Origin of the sequence: Kitasatospora sp. NPDC007106 (assembly GCF_040634455.1) — a bacterium.
GTDB lineage: Bacteria > Actinomycetota > Actinomycetes > Streptomycetales > Streptomycetaceae > Kitasatospora > Kitasatospora arboriphila.
The window spans coordinates 1-4,705 of the sequence record NZ_JBEYFP010000468.1; the positions used below are offsets into that span (position 1 = coordinate 1).

At 71.3% G+C, this 4,705-nt stretch carries 3 protein-coding genes; all 3 read right to left on the reverse strand.

Features of this window, described 5'->3' with window-relative positions; genetic code table 11:
* Positions 1 to 295: 295 nt before the first annotated feature.
* Positions 296 to 1,891: a glycerol-3-phosphate dehydrogenase/oxidase gene (locus ABZ641_RS26225; protein WP_359985485.1), complete on the reverse strand. Its 1,596-nt coding sequence runs from the start codon at positions 1,889 to 1,891 to the stop codon at positions 296 to 298.
* Positions 1,892 to 2,040: 149 nt separating this feature from the next.
* Positions 2,041 to 3,573, reverse strand: a complete 1,533-nt coding sequence (glpK, locus tag ABZ641_RS26230) for a glycerol kinase GlpK (RefSeq protein WP_344627384.1) — start codon at positions 3,571 to 3,573, stop codon at positions 2,041 to 2,043.
* A gap of 93 nt (positions 3,574 to 3,666) precedes the next feature.
* Complete coding sequence (locus ABZ641_RS26235) at positions 3,667 to 4,386, reverse strand: MIP/aquaporin family protein (protein ID WP_344627383.1); 720 nt, start codon at positions 4,384 to 4,386, stop codon at positions 3,667 to 3,669.
* Between the last annotated feature and the right edge of the window lie 319 nt (positions 4,387 to 4,705).

Here is a 4,705-nt window from a genome sequence, read left to right on the forward strand (position 1 = left end):
CTGTTCACCGCCCGCTTGCGGCGCCGGATGCTCGTGCGCGAGCTCTTGTCGTTCTCGCCGAAGGCGTTCCGACGGTCCTTCAGGTAGCTCAGCCGCTTCTTCTCCCGCGGCGTCCTGCGCACCATGCACATCGCCCCCTTCCCCGCACCGACGCTAGGCGCCGGGCGGCGAAGGGGGCGAACGCTTTTACCGGTACTGCCTACTTCTTTCCGCGCTTCGCGAGGCTGTGTCCTACTTCTTTCCGCGCTTCGCGAGGCTGTGTCCTACTTCTTTCCGCGCTTCGCGAGGCTGTGTCCTACTTCTTTCCGCGCTTCGCGAGGAAGGCCTCGACCTCCTGGCGGACCTCCGGCGTGTCCAGGCCGCGGACCGTCATGGTGGTGCGGCGGCGCAGCACGTCGTCCACGGTGTACGCCCACTCGTTGTCGGCGGCGTACGCGACCTGCGCCCAGACGTCCGGGCCGTCGGCGTGGACCGGCCGGCCGAGCTCCGGGTCCTGCGCGATCAGGTGGGCGATCTCGAAGGAGAGCGTGCCGTAGTGGCTCGCCAGGTGCTTGGCGACCAGCGGCTCCATCCGGGAGCCGGGCTCGCGGTCGACCAGCAGGCGGTGCGCGACGGCGTTCGGCGCGCCGACGCCGGGCAGCGGCACGGTCGCCGGGAAGGGCGACATGTCCTCGGCCAGGCCGGTGCCGGGCACGTGCTTGAGCTTCTCCAGCACGGCGCGGCCGATGTGCCGGTAGGTCGTCCACTTGCCGCCGGCGACCGACAGCATGCCGCCGCGGCCCTCGGTGACGACGGTCTCGCGCTTGGCGGCGGCGGTGTCGCCGGGACCGCCGGGCAGCACCCGCAGGCCGGCGAACGCGTAGGTGATCAGGTCGCGGTCGAGGTGCTCGTCGCGGATGGCGTGGCCGGCCTCGTCCATGATCTGGTCGATGTCGGCCTCGGTGGCGCGGACGTCCAGCGGGTCGCCGGTGTACTCCTCGTCCGTGGTGCCGAGCAGGACGTGGTCCTCCCACGGGATCGCGAAGGAGACGCGGTACTTGTCGATCGGGATGGTGAGCGCGGCGCGCCACGGGGTGCGGCGCTTGACGACGACGTGCGCGCCCTTGGAGAGGCGGATCGACGGGGCGGCGCCCGCGTCCTCCATCTTCCGCAGGTGGTCGACCCAGGGGCCGGTGGCGTTGAGCACCAGGCGGGCGGAGACGCCGAACTCGGTGCCGTCCAGGCGGTCCCGCAGCTCCGCGCCGGAGACCCGGCCGCCGGTGAAGCGCAGACCGGTGACCTCGGCGTGGTTCAGCACGACCGCGCCGGACTCGACGGCGGCGCGCACGGTCATCACGGCGACCCGGGAGTCGTTCATCTGGTGGTCGCCGTAGACCGCGACCGAGCGAAGGCCCTCGGTGCGCAGCGCCGGCACCTGCTGGGCGGCGTGCGCGGCGGTGGAGACCCGGCCCATGCCGTCGCGGAAGGCGGAGAGCGCCGAGTAGAGGAAGACGCCGGCGCCGAGCTTCGGGGCGCTGTGCGGGCCGCCCTTGTACACCGGCACGAAGAAGGTCAGCGGGTTGACCAGGTGCGGGGCGACGTCGGTGGCGAGCGCGCGGCGCTCCTTGTGGTTCTCGGCGACCAGCTTGACCGCGCCGGTCTGCAGGTAGCGCAGACCGCCGTGGACGAGCTTGGAGGAGGCGCTGGAGGTGGCGCCGGCGAAGTCGCCCGCGTCGACCATGGCGACCTTCAGACCGGCCTGCGCCGCCGTCCAGGCGGTTGCGGTGCCGAGGATGCCGCCGCCGATCACCAGCAGGTCGTAGGTGGCCTTGCCGAGCAGCTCGCGGGTCTCGGCGCGGGAGGCGGTGCGGCCGGTGGTGTAGCCGGCGCCCAGAGTCGGAATGGTTGCCATGGTGTGTGTACGGCGGCCTGGTCGGGCTGCCGTGTCTCCTCTCGGGGTGTGCGGTGCGGTCTCCGCGGGGAGACCGTGGCCGGCCCGGTGCGGCGGGCCGGAACGTCACGAAGGCCGGCCGGGGCGGCGCTGCCCCGGCCGGCTGTTCGTCAGCTCTGCTCGTCCTCCTCGACCCAGCCCATGGTGCGCTCCACGGCCTTGAGCCACTTCTTGTACTCGCGGTCGCGGGTGGCCTCGTCCATCCGCGGGGTCCACTCGGCGGCGCGGTGCCAGTTGGCCCGCAGGGTGTCGAGGTCGCTCCAGAAGCCGACCGCGAGGCCCGCCGCGTAGGCCGCGCCCAGCGCCGTGGTCTCGGCGACGTAGGGGCGCTCGACCGGGGCGTCCAGGACGTCCGCGATGTTCTGCATCAGCAGGTTGTTGGAGGTCATGCCGCCGTCGACCTTGAGGGCGGTGAGCTCCACGCCGGAGTCCTTCTGCATGGCGTCGACGACCTCGCGGGTCTGCCAGGCGGTGGCCTCCAGCACGGCCCGGGCCAGGTGGCCCTTGGTCACGTACCGGGTCAGACCGGCGATCACACCGCGGGCGTCGGAGCGCCAGTACGGGGCGAACAGGCCGGAGAAGGCCGGGACGAAGTAGGCGCCGCCGTTGTCCTCGACGGTGGAGGCGAGGGTCTCGATCTCGGCCGCGGTCGAGATGATGCCCAGCTGGTCGCGCAGCCACTGCACCAGCGAACCGGTGACGGCGATCGAGCCCTCCAGGGCGTAGACCGGCTTCTGGTCGCCGATCCGGTAGCCGACCGTGGTCAGCAGGCCGTGGTAGGAGTTGACGACCTTCTCGCCGGTGTTCAGCAGCAGGAAGGTGCCGGTGCCGTAGGTCGACTTGGCCTCGCCCTCGTCGAAGCAGGTCTGGCCGAACAGCGCGGCCTGCTGGTCGCCGAGCGCGGAGGCGACGGGCACGCCCTCCAGGTCGCCGATCGCGTGGCCGTAGACCTCGGCGGAGGAGCGGATCTCCGGGAGGACCGTCATCGGCACCTCCATGGACTCGGCGATCTTCTCGTCCCACTCCAGGGTGTGGAGGTTCATCAGCATGGTGCGGCTGGCGTTGGTCACGTCGGTGACGTGCTTGCCGCCGTCGACGCCGCCGGTCAGGTTCCAGATGACCCAGGTGTCCATGGTGCCGAAGAGGATGTCGCCGGCCTCGGCGCGCTCGCGCAGGCCCTCGACGTTGTCCAGCAGCCAGCGGATCTTCGGGCCGGCGAAGTAGCTGGCCAGCGGCAGGCCGGTCTCGCGGCGGTAGCGGTCCTGGCCGACGTTGCGGCCGAGCTCGCGGCAGAGCGCCTCGGTGCGGGTGTCCTGCCAGACCAGCGCGTTGTGGACGGGCTCACCGGTGTTCTTGTCCCACAGCACGGTGGTCTCGCGCTGGTTGGTGATGCCGATGGCGCGGATGTCGTCCTTGGTGAGGCCGGCCTTCTCGAGGGCCCCGCGGATCACCGACTGGACGCGGGTCCAGATCTCGGCGGCGTCGTGCTCGACCCAGCCCGGCTGCGGGAAGATCTGCGAGTGCTCCTGCTGGTCGACGGCGACGATCCGGCCGTCGGCGCCGAAGATGATGCAGCGGCTGGACGTGGTGCCCTGGTCGATCGCGGCGATGTAGTTCCCGGTGGGCGTGGTGCCAGAAGTCATGGGGTCCTCGATCTGGATGAGGGATGCAGGGACGGGCGGGCCTGACGTGGGGTCAGTCCCCGTGGGCGGGTGCCGGGCAAACCCCGGTCGGGCTCAGAAGACGATGTGGTAGAAACCGCCGGCCAGCAGGCCGCCGATGGCCGGGCCGGCCACCGGGATCCACGCGTACGACCAGTCCGAGCTGCCCTTGTTGGGGATCGGCAGCAGGGCGTGGGCGACGCGCGGGCCGAGGTCGCGGGCCGGGTTGATCGCGTAGCCGGTCGGGCCGCCGAGCGACAGGCCGATGCCGACCACGGTGAGCGCGACGATCAGGATGCCGGTGCCGGAGAGGCCGAGGCCCTTGTTCAGGCCCTGGGTGAGGATCGCGAGGCAGAGCACGAAGGTGCCGATGATCTCGGTGAGCATGTTCTGGATCGGGTTCCGGATCTCGGGACCGGTCGAGAAGATGCCGAGGGTGGGCTCCTCGTTGGCCTGGAACTGGCCGAGGTAGGTGACCCACACCAGGACGGCGCCGATGAACGCGCCGAGCATCTGGGAGCCGATGTAGAGCGGGACCTTGCTCCAGTCGCCGGTGTCGGCGGCGATGGCCAGGGTGACCGCCGGGTTGAGGTGGGCGCCGGACTTGGGGGCCGACATGTAGGCGGCGATGAGGACGGCGAATCCCCAGCCGAAGGTGATGGCGAGCCAGCCGGCGTTGATCGCCTTCGACTTCTTGAGCGTGACCGCGGCGCAGACGCCGCCGCCGAGGAGTATCAGAGCGGCGGTGCCGAGGGTTTCGCCGACGAAGATGTCGCCGTTGGAGAAAGCGGACACAGAGACTCCCTTGTCCTGATGGCCCGGACGTGCGTGTGCGGGTGGGGGCAGGTGTGCCGGGTCGATCCGGTGCGGGTGAGCGCAGTGGGAGCGGATCTTCCCGGCCGCCGTTCGACAATGTCGACCGACATGCGGAAGCTTCCACCGCGGCCACCCTCCACGTCAAGGCAGGGTTACGCACCTGTGACGGACGGGGGCGCAGGGACGCGCCGAACGGGCCCGGGCCGTCCACGGAACGGGCGAACCGGGGCCCTCCGGGCGCCGCCAGGGGTCCGTGGACATGCGAAAGGGGCGCGGACGGGCTGCTCGCCCGTCCGCG